The organism is Acinetobacter minutum (assembly GCF_035916735.1).
Classification (GTDB): Bacteria; Pseudomonadota; Gammaproteobacteria; order Pseudomonadales; family Moraxellaceae; genus Acinetobacter.
In genome coordinates, this window is the sequence record NZ_JAQIHG010000034.1 from 1 (window position 1) to 17641 (window position 17641).

General features: G+C 44.1%; 12 protein-coding genes and 1 pseudogene. 10 read left to right on the forward strand and 3 right to left on the reverse strand.

The annotated features are described in order from the left end of the window. The first annotated feature begins 47 nt into the window (after positions 1-47). Entirely contained in the window at positions 48-671 is a 624-nt protein-coding gene (locus PAE54_RS11050; RefSeq protein ID WP_326519482.1) for a Fic/DOC family protein, read from the forward strand. 107 nt (positions 672-778) lie between these two features. Here the strand turns inward: PAE54_RS11050 and PAE54_RS11055 are convergent, their stop codons facing one another. Then, entirely contained in the window at positions 779-1108 is a 330-nt protein-coding gene (locus PAE54_RS11055) for a DUF4236 domain-containing protein (protein WP_326519483.1), read from the reverse strand. 208 nt (positions 1109-1316) lie between these two features. On the opposite strand from PAE54_RS11055, the gene PAE54_RS11060 reads away from it, so the two are divergent. The 9 genes from PAE54_RS11060 to PAE54_RS11100 are packed head-to-tail and all read left to right on the forward strand — an operon-like array spanning position 1317 to position 17074. Continuing rightward, positions 1317-2183: a WYL domain-containing transcriptional regulator gene (locus PAE54_RS11060; protein WP_326519484.1), complete on the forward strand. Its 867-nt coding sequence runs from the start codon at positions 1317-1319 to the stop codon at positions 2181-2183. 10 nt (positions 2184-2193) lie between these two features. Then, positions 2194-2805, forward strand: coding sequence for a DUF1819 family protein (locus tag PAE54_RS11065; RefSeq protein ID WP_326519485.1), 612 nt, complete (start codon positions 2194-2196; stop codon positions 2803-2805). 16 nt (positions 2806-2821) lie between these two features. Next, entirely contained in the window at positions 2822-3397 is a 576-nt protein-coding gene (locus tag PAE54_RS11070) for a DUF1788 domain-containing protein (RefSeq protein WP_180041456.1), read from the forward strand. Between the two features lie 41 nt (positions 3398-3438). Further along, a complete protein-coding gene (gene brxC / locus PAE54_RS11075; RefSeq protein WP_326519486.1) occupies positions 3439-7113 on the forward strand; it encodes a BREX system P-loop protein BrxC in 3675 nt (1224 codons plus the stop codon). A gap of 46 nt (positions 7114-7159) precedes the next feature. Beyond that, positions 7160-10705 (forward strand): BREX-1 system adenine-specific DNA-methyltransferase PglX, encoded by a 3546-nt coding sequence (gene pglX, locus PAE54_RS11080; protein WP_326519487.1) that lies wholly within the window; start codon positions 7160-7162, stop codon positions 10703-10705. Next, positions 10702-12072, forward strand: coding sequence for a hypothetical protein (locus tag PAE54_RS11085; RefSeq protein ID WP_326519488.1), 1371 nt, complete (start codon positions 10702-10704; stop codon positions 12070-12072). Before pglX ends, PAE54_RS11085 begins: the two co-directional genes overlap by 4 nt. Then, complete coding sequence (gene pglZ / locus PAE54_RS11090) at positions 12069-14693, forward strand: BREX-1 system phosphatase PglZ type A (protein WP_326519489.1); 2625 nt, start codon at positions 12069-12071, stop codon at positions 14691-14693. The genes PAE54_RS11085 and pglZ overlap by 4 nt, the downstream gene beginning before the upstream one ends. A 29-nt stretch (positions 14694-14722) precedes the next feature. After that, a complete protein-coding gene (brxL, locus tag PAE54_RS11095) occupies positions 14723-16762 on the forward strand; it encodes a protease Lon-related BREX system protein BrxL (protein ID WP_326519490.1) in 2040 nt (679 codons plus the stop codon). A 54-nt stretch (positions 16763-16816) separates the two neighbouring features. After that, positions 16817-17074, forward strand: coding sequence for a hypothetical protein (locus PAE54_RS11100; RefSeq protein WP_326519491.1), 258 nt, complete (start codon positions 16817-16819; stop codon positions 17072-17074). A gap of 118 nt (positions 17075-17192) precedes the next feature. On the opposite strand, the pseudogene PAE54_RS11105 reads toward PAE54_RS11100, so the two are convergent. Both PAE54_RS11105 and PAE54_RS11110 read right to left on the reverse strand, forming a co-directional pair. Beyond that, positions 17193-17501 (reverse strand): annotated as a pseudogene (locus tag PAE54_RS11105) (RNA-guided endonuclease InsQ/TnpB family protein); the annotation flags it as partial. 40 nt (positions 17502-17541) lie between these two features. Further along, positions 17542-17641: integrase core domain-containing protein (locus PAE54_RS11110; protein ID WP_326519492.1), on the reverse strand; the 100-nt coding region annotated here is incomplete at its 5' end.

Sequence of the window (17641 nt, forward strand, 5' to 3'; positions counted from 1 at the left end):
AGCCATTTTTATATCTCCAAAGTTAACGTTACGTTATCTTTAGAGGGATGAACTGTCCATTATTTTGGCTAGGATCAGATCCATTCTGTGATGAAAATGGTGTCTTGATCAACAATCTTGGTATTTCTAATACCAAAGACCTGAATGAGGCAGAGAAAGCGCTAAGTGCCTTACAAAATACAAGGTTACAGGAAAATATCTCTGTTTTTCTAGGCAATTTTGATTTACAGCACCTACAAAATATACATCATCAATTATTTATGGATGTGTACCCATGGGCTGGCCAATTAAGGTGCGTGAATACCTATAAAGGTGAATGTATCTTTCTCCGTTACAATAGCATAGCTCCTTTATCAGATCTGCTGTTTTCGTGCCTCAATAATAACTTTAACCATTTGATTAATAATAAAGAAAATATGGATTTAGTCTGTGTTTTTTTAGCCAGATTTTTTGTTGTTTTAAATTATATCCATCCATTTAGAGAAGGTAATGGTCGCTCACAACGTTTCATGCTAGGCCAGATACTATTTAAATTAGGTTATACGATCGATTGGACCACTGTGAGTTCAGATGCTATGAATCAAGCAGTGATCGCGGGATGGAAAGAAGGTAACTTTAAACTCACTGAAAAAATGATTAAGCTTAATATTCAAAGATTAGAAGTAAGTTGAACACCTAACCAATATCGTACTTAGCATCAATTTTGGCGTTTCTTCAGGCCTACTGCTGACATTTCAAATGATTTCATGATAACGATCAAAAAACCATCGTAAAACCTCTAAAAAACGATTGCTCCAACAATAAAACACAATATTCCAAAAATAATCCAAGGCCAGATCTTTGTCTTCGGTTGTTCTAAATTCTGAGGATTATATTCCGTGTGTTCTAGCGATGTCGGTTGTGGAACACGGGTTTTTTTAGAGTAAGGCTGGTGTTTAGAGTAAGATAGTCCCGTACCTGGAATACCGACACTGGTTCGCGTACCTTTTTTCCCAATATTTAGAGAAGCACCAGGTTTGCCAATGCTGGCACTGCTGATGCCTTTATGGGTCAGATTAATTTTAAAACCCGGGAATAATTTAATACTTTTACGAAATCTAAAACCCATATTGCTCTCATTCTAAAACTTAGCTCAATTCACGCGCTATACCAGGATCCATGATCTGCTAGAGATCGTACTTTGACGGCTATCATCAGGATACTAGTATATTTTTTATCTGATGATTGCAATACTACCTTTAAATACCGTCAAAAATGTTTACTGTATATTTGCTGTAGGGTAATCTTAAAGCTGCTATTTATTGACTGATTGGTATATGACGACAGATAAGCATGAAGTCCTGCTACGAATGCGAGCGATCGAGCTGCTTGCATACTGGGAAGGTCGTTTGGTTACCAATCGTTTGATGAGCTGGTTTGGACTTAGTCGACAGCAGGCTTCTGCGGATATCAAGCGCTATAATACGCTGTATAACCCTGATGCTTTGATGCATGATCCTTCAGTCAAGGGCTATGTGCCTAAAGCCAGTTTTCAACCGGTGCTGACCACAGCGCATATCAATGAATATCTCAATATGCTCTCGGGCTTGGTCAGTGAATCGCATGCCCTGATTGCGATGCCAGAACCGAATCTTGCAGCAGTTCAATTACCTGATCGCAGTGTACGTCCTGAAGTGATTCGGGAAGTTTTGCGTGCCTGCCGCAACCAAAGTACTTTAAAAATGATTTATGCCTCCATGCAGAATCCGCAGTGGCATGAACGCATCATTTCCCCACACACCCTGGTGTATACCGGTTTTCGCTGGCATGTCCGTGCCTATTGCCATCAGAGCAAGCAGTTTAAGGACTTTTTACTCTCCAGAATTGATCGCACACCTGTTGTGGTAGCGATTGAGTCAGTAGACCCTGCTCAGGATCAGCAATGGCATGAAGAAATTGTACTGACGCTGATCCCTAATCCAAAATTGAATGAAGCTCAAAAAGCGCTGGTCGAAAAAGACTTCGGCATGCCTGATGGCAGATTACAGATTTCGGTCAAAAAAGCCCTGGCTCACTATACTTTGCAGCGATATCAGGCCGCGATCACGCTGGCTGAGGCGGATGATGCCTTGAAATATCCCTTGGTACTACAACGCTCAGATATCGAAAAGCTGTCGTCTTACCTGTTTGATCAAGCTTCATAGGAGATTGGCCATGTTAGAACAATTTCATTATGACAGTGACCTGATTGGTGGCTCCCTGATGGTGCGTGAAAGCCGGCTGATCGCGGATCTGTTATTACGAGAAGCGACTCCAGAACAATGGCATCAGGCAATTCAGATTGACAATATTCTGCAAAAAAGAACGCCTGCTTCAGCTCAACGCAATGCCACCGCTATTCGTAAGCGTCTGGAGCGCTTGGAGCCTGATTTCTGGAAAGCACTACGTGATGGGGATGATGAGCTGGCGACCCAGGTGGCTTTTTGTGGCGCATTGGAACGCAACCTGTTGCTGCTTGAGTTTATGGAAACGGTGATGAGAGAGGCTTATATCTCCCAGGCTCAATACCTGGATAGTTATATCTGGTTAGACTTTCTGGATGAGCGTTCACAACGAGATCCGGATATCTGTGAATGGAAAGAGTCCAGCAAGAAAAAAATGGGGCAGGTGGTGTTTCGCATGCTGGCAGAAGCCGGTTACTTAAAAAGTACCCGTAAGCTGGAGTTGCAGCGTGTGATCGTCAGAGCAGAGCTGCGTAGCCTGTTGGAAGAACATTATAAACAACGCATTAAAAGATCTATGGAAGTGTCGCTATGGACGCGGTAGTTGTAGAGGGGCAGCAATGAGTCAAGCAATACATGAGCGTCTGAATCAGATTCCAGAGCGAATTCTTTCCACCGAGTTTCTCAACGGGCAAGGACTGGGTAATGAAATTGGCTTCTGGATATTTGATTATGCACCTGAAGATGAGCTGAAAGTCCGCGAATATCTGCATTTTCTAGACGGGATGCTGGAGAAAAAACACAGTCAGCTGAAGGTGGTGAATATCAACCTGCTGCAAGCCGTGGTGGATTATCTGGCTGAGCGTAACTTCATCGATAAAGCCATTCAAATGCAAAAAGCCAAAGGCGATGAGGCGCTGCTCAAAGCGCTGAAAGGCCCACTGCATATGGATAAGTTCGCGCCCTATCTGGTGAGTAAATATGCCACCAATGCACAAGATATTGTGTTGATGACTGGGGTAGGGTCGGTTTGGCCACTGTTACGTGCCCATCACTTATTGAACAGTTTGCATTCGTTACTGGGGCATAAGCCAGTGGTGCTGTTTTACCCAGGTTATTACGACGGTCAAGCGATGAGTTTATTTGGAAAAATTCCAAGCAACAATTACTACAGAGCATTCAGATTAGTGCCTTAACACGGCAAATAGAAATTAAGAATTCGGGGGAATTGATTGAGATGAACATTAAAGAGCTTTTTTACAAGCCATTAGACCGTGCGATTAACGGGGTGGTAAAAGCAGATCAGAATGACAATACCACGGTTTATCAGGAACTCGATGAGTATGTGGTCACCAATGAACTGGAAAAGCATTTTCGGGACTTTTTCCAGTCTTATGGCACAGACCTGAGCGATCCTTCGATTGCCAACCGTGTCGGTGTGTGGATTTCTGGCTTCTTTGGTTCAGGTAAATCACACTTCCTGAAAACCTTGTCGTATATTCTGGCCAATAAAGTGGCACGCGATGCTGAAGGTAACGAGCGTAGTGCAGCAGAATTCTTTGATGAAAGCAAAATCCGTGATGCGTTTATCCGTGCGGATATCGGCAAGGCGGTCAGCCATCATGCCGATGTCATCCTGTTTAACATCGACAGTAAAGCCAGCTCCAATGATGATGGCAATCCGATCCTGAACGTGTTTTTACGTGTATTTAACGAGTATCAGGGTTTCAGTGCTGACCATCCACATATTGCCCATATGGAGCGTCACCTGAGCCAGAAAGGCGTCTATGAACGTTTTAAACAGGCGTTTGAAGAATCCAGCGGCATGTCTTGGCTAGAAGAACGTGATGGCTATCAGTTCTATCAGGATGATGTCGAAACTGCGATTTCTCAGGCCCTCAACTTATCCGCTGAAGCTGCACACAAATGGTTTGAGGATTCTGAGCAGACCTTTAGTGTTTCGGTCGAAAATTTCTGTCAGTGGGTGAAAGAATACTTAGATAGCAAAGGACCACAGCAACGCATATTGTTCCTGGTGGATGAAGTGGGGCAGTTTATTGGCAGCGATACCCGCTTGATGCTGACCCTGCAAACCATTACTGAAAACCTAGGGACGATCTGTAAAGGCCGGGCTTGGATTATTGTCACCTCACAGGCGGACATCGACGCGGTTCTAGGTGAGATGTCTTCATCTAAAGCCAATGACTTCTCCAAGATTGCCGGACGTTTTAAAACCCGTTTATCGCTGTCCAGTTCTAACACCGATGAAGTCATCCAGAAACGTTTACTGCGCAAGACCCCGGAAGCTGAAGCATTGCTCAGATCTGTGTTTGAGCAAAAGGGCGATATCTTAAAAAACCAGATTACCTTTGACCGTTCAGGCCCGACACTCAAGAACTATGAGGGGCCAGATAGTTTTATCCATAACTATCCGTTTGCACCATATCATTTCCAGCTGGTGCAGAAAGTCTTTGAAGAAATCCGTAAAGTCGGTGCGACCGGTGCACACCTAGCCTATGGTGAGCGATCCATGCTGGATGCCTTCCAGATGGCTGCCAATGCGATTGCCACAGATGAAGTCGGTGCACTGGTTCCTTTCCACCGCTTCTATGCCTCAGTCGAAGGATTCCTGGATACTGCAGTGAAGCGTACCATCGACCAGGCAGGGCAGAATAAGACCCTGGATGGTTTTGATGTGCAGATGCTGCGCACGCTGTTCATGATCCGCTATGTCGATATCATCAAAGGTACCTTGGATAACCTGGTGACTTTGTCGATTGAGAAAATTGATGAAGATAAGCTGGCATTACGTAAGCGGATTGAAGAAAGCCTGCTGCGCCTGGAAAAAGAGAGCCTGATTACCCGCAATGGTGATGAGTTCCTGTTCCTGACCAATGAAGAACGCGATATTACCCGCAAAATTAAAGCCACTGACTTAGCTGCTTCAGAAGAAAATAAAGAGTTAGCCAATCTGATCTTTAAAGATTTACTTCGGGATCAGAACAAATACCGCCATCAGGCCAACAAGATGGACTATCAGATTGGACGTTTCCTGGATGGCCATAGCCTGGATGGCAAGTATGAGAGTGATTTGAAAGTTGAGATCATTTCTCCGCTGGATACGGAATATAACTTGTATACCGAGGCTTTTTGTATTGGTAAAAGTGCTGAAGGACAGGTGCTATTTAAACTCGGTGATGACAAGCAGTTCTTTAATGAACTGCGCACCTGGCTGAAAACCAATAAATTCATCCGCTTAAATGATGATGGCACCCAATCGGATATCAGCCGTATCCTGGCAGACCGTGGCCGTGAGAATCAGGAGCGTAAAAAACGCCTGCGTGCCCGGGTCGAAGAAATGCTGCTGGACGCGGAAAGTTATGCCTTGGGTCAACATCTACAACTTTCATCTTCCAGTCCAACCACCAAGCTGGATGAGGCTTGTCGTTATTTGCTGGAAAACACTTATACCAAACTGAGCTATCTGCAGGTCTATCAGCAGGATGCCTGGCGTGAGCTGAACGCCGTCTTGACTGTGGATGATATGGCGCAGTTAGGCCTGTCACTGAATGGTGGGCAGAGCAATCCGAAAGCCCTACAGGATGTCGAACAGTACATCTCGCTGCGTGCAACCGGTACCGAACGTATTCTGGTGTCGGATGTGGTGGATCGTTTTGCTAAACGCCCTTATGGCTGGCCAGATGCCGAGATTTTACTGCTGGTAGGTCAGCTGGCTGCGATGGGGCGGATTTCTCTGCAGTTAAATGGCGGCAGCTTACAGTTAAAAGATGCCTTTGAGCCTTTACAAAACAGCCGCCGTCGCCGTGATGTGTCGATCATTAAAAAGCGCCAGACTGATGATCAGGTGTTGAAACAGGCACGCCAACTCACCCAAGACCTATTCTCGGCCATGGGACCAGCGACTGAGAAAGAGCTATTTGAATTCTATTTGCAGCATTTTAAGGCTTGGTTAGCCAACTTTAAGTCGTATAAGAGTAAAACTGATGTCGGACAGTTCCCGGGCAAGAAAGTGATTGAAAAGTCGATTCTGACTTTGGAACGTCTGCTGGCGAATAGCGACAGCTTCGATTTCTTTAAAGCGGTGGTTGAGAACAGGGACGACTATCTGGATTTAGAAGAAGATTATCGTGACATTCATGAATTCTTCAGCAACCAGATGCCAAGCTGGCAACAACTGCAACAGGCCTTACGTCATTTTGAGAAAAACAAACAGGCGCTGGGCAGTGATGATGTGGCAAAAAAAGCCCTGTCTGAATTACATCGTATTTCGACCCTTGAATCGCCCTATGGCCTGTTAAATAAAGTCACTGATTTGGTTCGTACAGTGGAAAGCGTCAATGAGAAATTGCTGACTGAGAAACGCAATCAGGCGATAGAACACATTGATGACAAGATCAAGCAGCTGGAAGCCGAGATTAAAAACAGTGGCATCGCTAGCGCTGAGCTGAGTAACAAGCTACTGCGTCCGCTGCAATTGCTCAAAACGGATATTGAAGTGGAAACTAGCCTGTCCACCATCTATATGCTGCAAACCCAAACCGCTGTGGAGCGTTTTGATGAAGCCTTGTATGAGTTGGAAAGCGAAGTTCAGGCGGAAATCCAGCGTCAGGCCAAAGCGGCACAACTGGCTAAGAGCAAAGCAGAGAGTGTAACCAACACTGCAACCACCTCCAGCCCAGTTACATCAACACCTGCTGCGAGTCCGGTACAGCCTGTGACAGCCGTAGTGCCACCGAAACCGGTGGTGGAAGTCGATGTCGCTAGCATTTACAGCAAAACCTCCAGCAGTGTCTATCTGGAAACAGAAGAGTCGGTGGATCAGTTTGTAGACGCACTCAAAGCTGAATTGAAAAAAATTGTGGGTGACAAAAAGCGTGTGCGTATCCGCTAACTCGGGTTAGGGATATCGGCATTAGTCATTAATTAAGGGTTTAAAGATGAATACCAGTCATATTAAAAAATACGCACCGCAAGCACGAAATGATTTTATCGCAGCGATGCGCAAGCAGGCGGCCAAATATGGCATCACCGCAGACCGTATTTTACCGGCAGAACAGAAAGGCGACTTGCTGCTGATTGGCGATCAGGTTTTTCCGCTATCCGTCATGAAATCACGTGACAAGCTGATCAAGCGCATTCAAACCAGCAGTTTTGAGCAGACGATTGATTATATCGCTTATAGCTGGTTTAACCGTCTCTGTGCGATTCGTTACATGGAATGCAAAGGCTTACTGGATCATGGTCGCCGTGTACTGAGTAGTGCTGATGGTAGTGCAGGCTTGCCGCAGATTTTGGAAGAATGTCTGGATATTGACCTACCGAATTTAGATGCCAGCCGTGTGGCTGAATTGAAGCTGGATGGCAATAAAGACGAAGAGCTGTATCGGGAACTGTTACTGGCGCAGTGTCATGCATTGAATCAGGTCATGCCACTCTTGTTTGAACAGGTTTCTGATGAGTCTGAACTACTGTTACCGGATAACCTGACCAAAACCGATTCGTTGATTCGTGACCTGATCAGCAGCATTCCGGAAGAAGACTGGTCGGATGTGCAGATTATTGGCTGGCTGTATCAGTTCTATATTTCTGAAAAGAAAGATCAGGTGATTGGTAAAGTCGTCAAGAGTGAAGACATTCCTGCAGCGACACAGCTATTCACCCCAAACTGGATTGTAAAATATCTGGTGCAAAACAGTGTCGGTCGTTTATGGATGATGGCGCAGCCAGAAAGTGCCCTGGCCAGTGATTGGGAATACTATATTCAGCCTGCGGAACAGACCGATGAAGTCAATGCACAGCTGAAACAGCTGATTGATGTGCGCATCAGTGAAGATGGCGATACCTTAAACCCTGAAAGCATTACGGTGCTGGATCCGGCCTGTGGATCGGGGCATATTTTGGTGGAAGCCTACGATTGCTTAAAAGCCATTTATTTAGAACGTGGTTATCGTAGTCGTGATATTCCACGTTTGATTCTGGAAAATAACCTGTACGGCATTGATATTGATACCCGTGCGGCACAGTTGGCCAGTTTTGCGCTGTTGATGAAAGCACGTGAGGATGACCGCCGTTTATTTAGCAATCCACCAAAGCTGAATATTATTGCGCTACAGGATAGTCAACCTGAGCGTTTGGAAGTATTTAGCCAAGATTTAGCAAGTGCCAATATTGCTCAGGCAGATTTAAAAGAACTGCTGGACCTATTTGAACATGCTTCGACCTTTGGTTCTTTAATTCAAATCCCTCAAACATTCGCCAAAAAGCTAGCTGATTTAGAAACTAAGCTGAATATAGCATCAGAGTCAGGGGATATTTTTGCGCAGCAGTCAGCACAAGAGTTATTGCCTTTAGTACAGCAAGCTAAATTACTCGCTAAACAATATGATGCAGTGATAGCTAACCCACCGTATATGGGTAATAAATATTTAAATCTAAACCTTAAAACCTATTTAAAAAAGAATTATCTAGGCTATGAAAAAGATCTTTTCTCAGCGTTTATGATCCGAGATTTGCAGCTGACAAAAGAAAGTGGACAGCTTGGTTTTATGTCGCCATTTGTGTGGATGTTTATCTCTTCTTATGAAAATCTACGTGCTCACTTTATTGATCATGCAACCATTACGACTTTAATTCAGCTTGAATACTCTGGTTTTGATGGAGCTACAGTACCAATTTGTACTTTTACACTATCTAAATCACATATAAGTAGCTTTACAGGTTCGTATATACGTCTTTCTAATTTTAAAGGATCTGAAAATCAGGCACCTAAAACTTTAGAAGCAATTAGAAATCCTGATTGTGGTTGGTGCTATACAGCTAAACCCGATGATTTTAAAAAAATTCCAGGTAGTCCTGTGGCTTATTGGGTGAGTGATAAGTTAAGAGAATCGTTTATTGATAATCCGAGGTTGCATACAATTGGATTACCCAGAGCAGGTATGATTACAGGTAATAATGCTGTTTTCGTTAGAGCTTGGCATGAGGTGTCAAATTCAAAGGTCGGATTGGGATTCACTGATCGTGAATCAGCCAAATTGAGCCGTATGAAATGGTTCCCCTACCAGAAAGGGGGACAATTCAGAAAATGGTATGGAAATTATGAGTATGTTGTTGATTGGCTAGATGACGGGGAAAAATTAAGAACTTTAACAGATTCAAAAGGTAAAGTTCCGGCACATGCCTTTAACGAGGAATATATATTTAAACCTAATATAAATTGGTCAGCGATTAGTTCATCATTTTTTTCAGTACGCATAACAGAAAAAGGATGTCTATTTGATGCTGTGGGATCAGCTGCATTTCCTGCACCTAAATATATCGCTTTTCTAGCTGGTTTCTTAAACTCACCAGTTTGTCATGTTCTTTTAGGTGCAATTAATCCAACATTACATTTCCAAGCTTGGAATATTGGTAATCTGCCAGTTACTATTGTAAGTTCTGAATTGTTTAATTTAATTACTAAATTAGTAGAATCTGCTAGGCAAATATCTAAAAAAGACTGGGACTCATACGAAACCTCATGGGATTTTATTAAAAGCCCAATAATTCGTACCCAACAGCCAAACCTAGAACAAGCCTTTAACACATGGCAGCAACAAAATGCTAACGCCGTGGCTGAGATGAAACGTCTAGAAGAAGAAAACAATAAGCTGTTTATTGATGCTTATGGTTTACAGGATGAATTAACACCAGATATTCCTGATGAGCAAATCACGCTCACCCGTGCCGACCGTGAAAAAGACAGCCAGCGCTTAGTTTCTTATGCACTTGGTTGCATGATGGGACGTTATAGTCTGGACGAACCAGGTCTGATCTATGCCCATGCAGGCAATCAAGACTTTGATGCCAGCCGTTATCAAACATTCCCAGCCGATGCAGACGGCATTATTCCACTGACCGAAATGCACTGGTTTGAAGATGATGCCACCCATCGTATCCAAGAGTTCTTAACTGCGGTTTGGGGGAAAGACACGCTAGATGCCAATATGCAGTGGCTGGCTGAAAGTTTAGATAAAAAAGCCAGTGAAACAGCTGAAGATACGATTCGCCGTTATCTTGCTAGTAAATTCTACAAAGACCACATGCAGACCTATAAAAAGCGCCCGATCTACTGGTTATTTAGCAGTGGTAAACAGGGGGCTTTCCAGGCGTTGGTATACTTGCACCGCTATAACGAAAGTACTTTGGCTCGTATGCGTACTGAATACGTGATGCCGCTGATTTCCAAAATGGCTGCCTATGCCAACTCCCTAGAAACTGACAAAGAAAATAGCGACTCGGCTGCCGAAATCAAACGTATAGAGAAAAAGCTGCAAGACTTGCATAAGCAACAGGCTGAACTCAGTAGTTTTGAGGAAAAACTGCGTCATTATGCCGATCAGCGTATTAGCTTAGATCTGGATGATGGGGTGAAAGTGAACTATGGCAAGTTTGGGGATTTGTTGGCTGAAGTGAAAGCGATTACGGGTGATAAAACAGAATGAATAAAGCTCAAATTGATCAGGTAAAGATACATATTGAAGCTTATTATGCACTCGGGCTTTCAAATACCCTTGCTCAACAGCATTCTCATATATCAGACCTAAGCAATGTTCAGATTGGTGAATATACAGCACAAGAATTTCTCAGTGCATCTAATAAGGTTTTCAACCAATTTAAAGAAGAGATCGATACCGTATTTGCTAAAGCTTTACCATATAGTTATCAATTTCAAAATGAATATGGTGGTGCAGATTTAAATCAAGATCTAGCTGGTTATTTACAAAATATTAATAATCGAAATTTCCCTGCTGCGGTTTTACATCTTAATCGTTTAATTCATTACCAAGCAATAAATGGGTTTTGGGAGAAAAGTAAACGGAAATATTTTCGAAGTTCAGAAGTCGCTGTTCAGCAAGATAAAGAACGTATCGAGTTAGTCTCTACTCATCTAGAAGCCACATCACAACGATTAGAGACTTTGTTGAAAGTACTAGAAACTAGTAAAGATGATTTGGATTCTTTTACTTCCGTAAAAAGAAGTGAATTAAGTGAAATAGAGGCGTTAGTAACTGCTAGTCGAAATCACTCATCAGAAATTACTAATCTGCAGAGTCAGGCTGCGGTTTTAATTGAAAAAATAAATTCTTTATTACAGGCATCTGAAGACAAAAAAGCGGATTCAGATCGACTGTTGATCGAGACACGTGCTCAATTACAAACGTTAAAAACGACTTTTGAGAAATTAGAGCAAAATATTTTAGAACAAAAAAATGATTTTGAAAAACTTAAAAATGATTTTGAAATGAAGCTATCTTTTGTAGAAAGCAAACATGCTTATTTTGAACAACGGAACCAATATCTAGATGATCTAATAGGTAGAGAAGTTGGTGCATCTCTGTTTGAAACGTTTAAACAAAGGAAAACTGAATTAACGGGTTCAATTAAATTTTGGAAATGGAGTATTCCTACTATAGCACTAGTATCCGCTTTTTGGATCGTTTATCTATTTGGGGGAGTTGATCCTGCATCGATTAGCTGGCAGTTGCTTTTAATAAATTCAATAAAAACCTTGCCTGTGTTGGGATTGTTTTTCTTTACGATTTCTCAATACACCAAAGAACGTAACTTTCAGGAAGAGTATGCATTTAAGTCCGCAGTTGCACTGACGGTTAATTCGTATGCAGAACAATTAAAAGAGACTGCTAATCAAGACAAATTAATTATGGATTCTGTGCAAACCATCTATATGCCACCCAGCAAACAAAAAGTAGAGCAGCAAAAAGAGGGGGTGTCTTCAATTCAAAACTTAAAAGAAATGATTGGCCAAGTTAAAGAAATTAAAGACATTGTGGGTGATAGTAAGCCATGAATTTAGATCAACTTAAACAAGGTCTGGAACAAGCTTTCTATACTGAACAGCACCGGATTGTCTTTTGGTACGACGCTGAACAGTCCTTTAGCGAAGAAGTAAAGACGTTAAAACTCAATGATGTCCAGATTTTGAATATGGCTGAAGAGTCGAGCCTGGCGATCAAGCTAAAACTGGAACTGCAAGATCAGCAGGGCAAATACTTGCTGTATTTCCCAAGCCCAGAGCCTGAAACCGAAAAAGACTGGCTATTGGACATCAAGCTCTATTCTCGCAGCTTCTATGCCGATCGTTTCTCGATTATCTTCAATGAGCTTGGCTTACAGCAGCAGAGTCTAAGAGAACATCTGGCCAAACGTGAAGAATTCCTCAAAGCCAAAGCACGTCTGAGCGTATTAAAACGCTATATCCAGCCTGATGCAGATGCTCAGGATCTGGATATGGCCATGATTGCGGCTGTGGTGAAGGCTGACAGTGCCGAGCTGATGCATATCGTTCTGGCGCTGGCAGATGAAATGGTACAGCAGAATCTGGGGCTGGAAGTAAATCCAGACTCCTTTGCTGAGCTGGAAAAATTCCAACTGGTGCCGGCTTTGGTCACCGCATTACAGGTGGAAATTGGTTATCCGGCATCGGTTGAGGAACTGAATGGTGAGGCACCCTTTAAGCTTGGAAATTTCTTTATCCGTTTGATGACCACAGGTTTCTGCGAAAGCTTGGGCGATGTACCGGTATGGGCTCAGGAACTGGTGATGTCTTCTGTCAGCTCCCGTGCAACGGCCAGAGCCTTCTTGTCGCGCTGGAGAGACAGTTCCAAATACTACCCAACCTTCGATACGCTTTCCCAGACTGTGGCAAATGCACTGCGGATCCAGGAGAAGGTCGGAGCCTTTGATCTGGAGCAGCTGCTCGATGTCATGACCTTTGAAGTGATTGAACAAAAGATCATTGTCGATCTGGCCAGTCATATCCCTGCAGCCGCCAAGGCTGAACTGGAACGTTTCAGAACGGTTATCTCTACCCGTCTAGACGGCTACTGGGCTTCCAAACATAAGGATGATGCGACACGCCGCAAATATCGCACCGTCTATACGGCTTTACAGGCAGCGATTGAGCTGTTCAGCCTGCGACTACAGTTTGATTCCGGATTCTACTTTGACTCGACTGAAGCCTTGTATAAAGCCTACGAACAGGAGCTGTATCGCTTTGATCTGGCCTATCGCCACTACAGTGCAGCCTCTCAGCGAGCTCATGTCGATATCCTGAAAAAACTCGATGAAGAAGTGGAAAATTGCTATTCCTACTGGTTTATCGATCACCTGGCACGCAACTGGGGAGAACGGATTGAAGCAGAGCAACGTCTGAATGTCTGGAAAATGCCGGATATCCCAAATCAGCAGAACTTCTATGATACCCACGTCAGACCATTACTGAGTTCTGCAACCAAGCGCCGTATTGTGGTGATCATCAGTGATGCTTTCCGCTATGAAGCGGCAGTAGAGCTGCGTGATCGTATCAATGAAAAGCGTTATTCAGAAGCGACTTTGTCTTCACAGCTGGGCGTTGTGCCAAGTTACACCACACTCGGCATGGCCTCGTTATTGCCGCACCAGACTTTGGAGTACAAAGAGGCCGCAGGTGATGATGTATGGGTGGATGGGCAGTCCAGCAAAGGGACTGCAGCACGATCAAAAATTCTGGCAGCCTATATTGGCATGGCAGTGACCGCTGAAACGGTAAAAGGCTGGTCGCGTGATGAAGGCCGTGAAGCACTCAAAGACCATGATCTGATTTACGTTTATCACAACGTCATTGATGCACGCGGTGACAGCGCCTCGACAGAATCAGAAACCTTTATGGCCGTGGAACATGCCATTGAGGAACTAACTGAACTCAGCCGTAAAATCTTACTGTACTTCAATATTTCTACCCTGTTGATTACCGCTGACCATGGCTTCCTGTTCCAGCAAAGTAAACTGGAATCTGCGGATCGTTCAGCCTTGACTGAAAAACCGACCAATGCATTGAAGAGCAAGAAACGCTATGTGATCGGGCATGGCTTGCCGGAGAGCAAGGAAGCCTGGAAGGGCTCAACCCAAGCCACGGCAGGCACGGTATCTGCTACTGATTTCTGGATTCCAAAGGGGGCTAACCGTTTCCATTTTGTGGGAGGTTCACGTTTCGTGCATGGCGGAATCATGCCTCAGGAAATTGTAGTGCCAGTACTGACGGTGAAACAGCTGCGTGGCGGAAAGGCTGGGCAACGGACCAAGCATAAAGTTGATGTTATTTCCATCAAATCCATCCTGAAGATGGTCAATAATATCCAGAAATTTGACTTGATGCAGACCGAAGCTGTAAGTGAACTGGTGATGCCAGTGACCCTGTCGATCGCCATTTATGATGGGGATCTCAAAGTTTCCAGTGAAGAAACCCTGACCTTTGATAGTACGTCAGATTCTGTTGCAGATCGGGTGAAACAGGTGAGACTGTCATTATCAGGTACCAATTTTGATCGTAGGAAAGATTACTTCCTGATCCTCAAGGATAAAGATCTGAATGTCGAAATGCAGCGCTATAAGGTCACCATCGATTTAGCATTTACTGATGACTTCTTCTGATAACGAATTAACGATAGAGCGTAGCCTACATGGAATCTGCTAACGATAAAGAACTGGATCAGCTGCTGAATGAACACTTTGCCGGACGAGTAGTACGCAAGGATCTGACTAAACTGATCAAAGAAGGGGCTAACGTTCCTGTCTATGTACTCGAATACCTGCTAGGGATGTATTGTGCCTCGGATGACCCTGAGATCATTGAACAGGGGCTGCGTAACGTAAAGACGGTTCTGGCAGAGAACTATGTACGACCTGATGAAGCTGAGAAGGTGAAATCCTTGGTTCGTGAACGTGGCAGTTATAAGGTCATTGATCGAGTCACGGTGAAGCTGAATGAGCGTAAGGATAAATACGAAGCATCCTTTAGTAATCTGGGCATTAAAGATGCCGAGATCTCGGCAGGCATCGTCAAAGAGTATGAAAAACTGCTAGTCGGTGGCATCTGGGTCATCGCCACACTCAGCTACTACTTTGATGAAGGACCGTCCAATTCTCCATTTGGTGTCAGCTTGCTCAAGCCGATTCAGATGCCCAATATGAATATGGATGAGCTGTTCAACGGACGAGCTGCATTAACCACTGATCAGTGGCGCGAGAGTTTAATCCGTTCGATCGGCATGGAACCGGCCTCTTTAAAAGAGGAGGTGCAATGGCATTTATTGGCACGCATGATTCCCTTTGTCGAGAATAACTATAACGTCTGTGAACTGGGACCACGTGGTACCGGGAAAAGCCATATTTACAAAGAGTGTTCACCTAACAGTATTTTAGTCTCGGGCGGGCAAACGACCGTGGCCAACCTATTCTATAACATGAGTAGCCGTCGTATCGGTCTGGTCGGCTTATGGGATGTGGTAGCTTTTGATGAAGTCGCTGGTATTTCCTTTAAGGACAAAGATGGCGTACAGATCATGAAAGACTACATGGCCTCAGGATCTTTTACGCGTGGACGGGAACAGATGGAAGCCTCTGCTTCGATGGTTTTTGTGGGTAACATTAACCAAAGCGTCGAATCGTTGGTAAAAACCAGCCATCTCTTGGCACCTTTTCCTGAAGCCATGATCGATTCGGCATTCTTTGATCGCTTTCATGCCTATATCCCAGGCTGGGAAATTCCCAAGATGCGTCCGGAGTTCTTCACCAACCGTTATGGCCTGATTGTTGACTACCTTGCAGAGTTCTTCCGCGAAATGCGCAAGCGTAGCTTTGCAGACTCCATTGAGAAATATTTCAAACTTGGTAACAACCTGAATCAGCGTGATGTGATTGCCGTTCGCAAGACGGTTTCTGGCTTGATGAAGTTGCTCTACCCACATGGTCAGTTTAATAAAGAAGATGTACGTCAATGCCTAGAATATGCCCTGCAGGTACGTCGTCGGGTCAAAGAACAGCTGAAGAAAATTGGGGGCATGGAATTCTATGACGTGCATTTCAGCTACATTGATAATGACACGCTTGAAGAGCACTTTGTTTCAGTCAAAGAGCAAGGTGGTGGCGGACTAATTCCTGAAGGTCCTGCTAAACCAGGCTTCCTGTATACCATTGGGCTCAGTAATAAAGGCATGCCAGGGTTATACCGGTTGGAACTTCAAGTGACCAAAGGCTCAGGAAAGCTGGCCACATCCGGCTTATGGAACTCAAGCAGTGCCAAAGAGCAGGTCAAGATTGCATTTGACTACTTCAAGGCCAATGCATCCCGAATCTCGGGTGGCAGTAAGGTGATGGAACATGACTTCCACTTACATGTGGTTGAATTACAGAATACCGGCCCACTCAGTCATCTTGCCCTGCCAAGTTTAGTGGCGTTTGCCTCTGGACTACTTGGACGATCAGTACAGAATCAGATGGTGGTACTGGGTGATATGAGTCTGGGTGGTTCTGTGACACCAGTAGAAAGTATTGCCGAATGTCTTCAGGTGGCTTTTGATGCAGGTGCCAAAAAGGTTGCATTACCGATGAGTAGTGCTGCAGATATCCCAACGATTCCCGTTGAACTGTTTACCAAGTTCCAGACCAGTTTCTATGCAGATCCGGTAGACGCTGTGTTTAAGGGGTTAGGGGTGGATTGAATAAGCGTAAACACTCAGTATTCCCATTAATTATATAAAATTTAAGGTGTAAAAATGAAAGCACAAGAGTTACTCGATATTGCTGATCGTGAAGGAAGTGTTGAAGTCGCTGGTGATATATGGATTTATACAAAATCAGCTATCATCGAAGAAAATGGTTCAGAGTTCACTGAACCAAATCCAGATGAAGAAGGTGAAATAAACTTGCTCACCGCACCTTATTGGTGGGTAGAAATTGGTATGGGAAGTTGGACTTATCCAATCCATACCACCGAAGATATCCAAAGGCATTTGGACTCACTTGTAAAATAACCTGATGTTTGGTCAGAAAAATCAATCGATGTGAGTACCCATTTATTGACATACTCCCACCACTTTCACTTTGTTCCTTGCGAAACTCGTTTCTCAGGGATTCTAAAAGCAAAAGCTCTTAGGCGGCTTCCTCACGGATTTCGCTTGCTTTCTGCTTCTTCGGGCGACTTTTACCACATCCTCCCTCCACAGACAAAACGGCATGTCCTGCCGCCAAGATGTTACGAGCAGCATTAAAGTCTGCATTCGCAACATACCCACACTCGACACACTCAAAACTTGACTGAGTGGTTCGATTTTCTTTTGCAACATGACCGCATGAACTACAAGTCTGACTTGTATATTTAGGGTCAACTTTAACGAGTAAACCACCTCGCCATTGCTGTTTGTAATCCAACATATCGACAAGCATTGACCAGCCTTGATCCGGTAATCCTCCCATAAATAACCGAAGTTAAAAGTAGAGGTTAAGCAGCCATTAGAGGTGGCTTTCCTTTGTTTGCTTGGTGTGGTCTTTCATGGTTGTAATGCCACAGCCAACTCGTTGCATAATCTTGCACTTCTTCC

What these genes read in the sequence shown, in the direction of transcription:
- PAE54_RS11050 (WP_326519482.1), top strand. Translation starts at nt 48, where the DNA reads ATGAACTGTCCATTATTTTGGCTAGGATCAGATCCATTCTGTGATGAA.
- PAE54_RS11055 (WP_326519483.1), bottom strand. Translation starts at nt 1,108, where the DNA reads ATGGGTTTTAGATTTCGTAAAAGTATTAAATTATTCCCGGGTTTTAAA.
- PAE54_RS11060 (WP_326519484.1), top strand. Translation starts at nt 1,317, where the DNA reads ATGACGACAGATAAGCATGAAGTCCTGCTACGAATGCGAGCGATCGAG.
- PAE54_RS11065 (WP_326519485.1), top strand. Translation starts at nt 2,194, where the DNA reads ATGTTAGAACAATTTCATTATGACAGTGACCTGATTGGTGGCTCCCTG.
- PAE54_RS11070 (WP_180041456.1), top strand. Translation starts at nt 2,822, where the DNA reads ATGAGTCAAGCAATACATGAGCGTCTGAATCAGATTCCAGAGCGAATT.
- brxC (WP_326519486.1), top strand. Translation starts at nt 3,439, where the DNA reads ATGAACATTAAAGAGCTTTTTTACAAGCCATTAGACCGTGCGATTAAC.
- pglX (WP_326519487.1), top strand. Translation starts at nt 7,160, where the DNA reads ATGAATACCAGTCATATTAAAAAATACGCACCGCAAGCACGAAATGAT.
- PAE54_RS11085 (WP_326519488.1), top strand. Translation starts at nt 10,702, where the DNA reads ATGAATAAAGCTCAAATTGATCAGGTAAAGATACATATTGAAGCTTAT.
- pglZ (WP_326519489.1), top strand. Translation starts at nt 12,069, where the DNA reads ATGAATTTAGATCAACTTAAACAAGGTCTGGAACAAGCTTTCTATACT.
- brxL (WP_326519490.1), top strand. Translation starts at nt 14,723, where the DNA reads ATGGAATCTGCTAACGATAAAGAACTGGATCAGCTGCTGAATGAACAC.
- PAE54_RS11100 (WP_326519491.1), top strand. Translation starts at nt 16,817, where the DNA reads ATGAAAGCACAAGAGTTACTCGATATTGCTGATCGTGAAGGAAGTGTT.